Source organism: Mesorhizobium sp. P3_A10, assembly GCF_056403175.1.
This window is the reverse complement of record NZ_JBFUFZ010000019.1, coordinates 1-814: the sequence shown is the minus strand read 5'-3', so window position 1 is coordinate 814 and position 814 is coordinate 1. Positions and strand designations below refer to the sequence as shown.

At 67.5% G+C, this 814-nt stretch carries 1 protein-coding gene; it reads right to left on the bottom strand.

The genetic code is table 11. The features are described from left to right. The coding region (locus AC1DXU_RS30415; protein WP_477374897.1) for an Ig-like domain-containing protein at nucleotides 1–814 on the bottom strand (814 nt) is incomplete at both ends.

The window sequence follows — 814 nt, the reverse complement described above, 5'->3', positions numbered from 1 at the left end:
CGGGACACCGGTCAGTACATGGCCGCCCAGCGACACTGTCGTCAGGCCGTCCGGCGACGTGAATCCGATCGTACCCGAGGTCGTTTCCGAGGTCGCAGGCTCGTTCGAGCCGGAAGGCTCGCCGGCGCGCGCCGGCAGGCCAGCCTCATAGACCGTCGTGTCGTCGCCGCCCGCTACCGGGATCGATACGGTCGGCGTTCCATCGCCGATCGAAATCGTCAGCGTGGTGTGCGAGGTGTCGCCGTCGCCGTCCTTGATGGTGTAGGTGAAGACGTCGTCATGGCCGCCGGCCGAGCCGGCATCGCGGGTATAGGTGTAGGTGCCGTCGGCGGCCAGCGTCAGCTTGCCGTAGGTGCCCTGGATCTGCACGCCGAGTGTTGCGGCATTGTCGACGTCGGCATTGGTGTTGCCGGCGGCGACGCCAACCACTGTCGCGCCGTCGGCGCCCTTGGTGTCGGCCACGCCGTCCGTCGTGTTCGCGTCGATCGCGTCCGTACCGCCGACAAGCACATTGCCSGTSGCSGGGCCGAACWGGCCSGCSSCGATGCTGTCGATGTCGGCRACYGCCGTCGGCACGTCGTCGATGATGTTGATGACCAGATTGCCGGCCGGCGCCGGATCGCCGTCGGCGTCGGTCACCACCACCGCGAAGCTGGTGCTCGACGGATCGGTCAGCGTGTTGTCGATGAGCGTATAGGAGTAGCTGATCGTGCCGAGGCCAGTCGCCGGATTGTAGACATAGCTTGCCGTCAGCGTGCCTGTCGTCCCGTCGGCGAACGCGGTCGGGACACCGGTCAGTACATGGCCGCCCAGC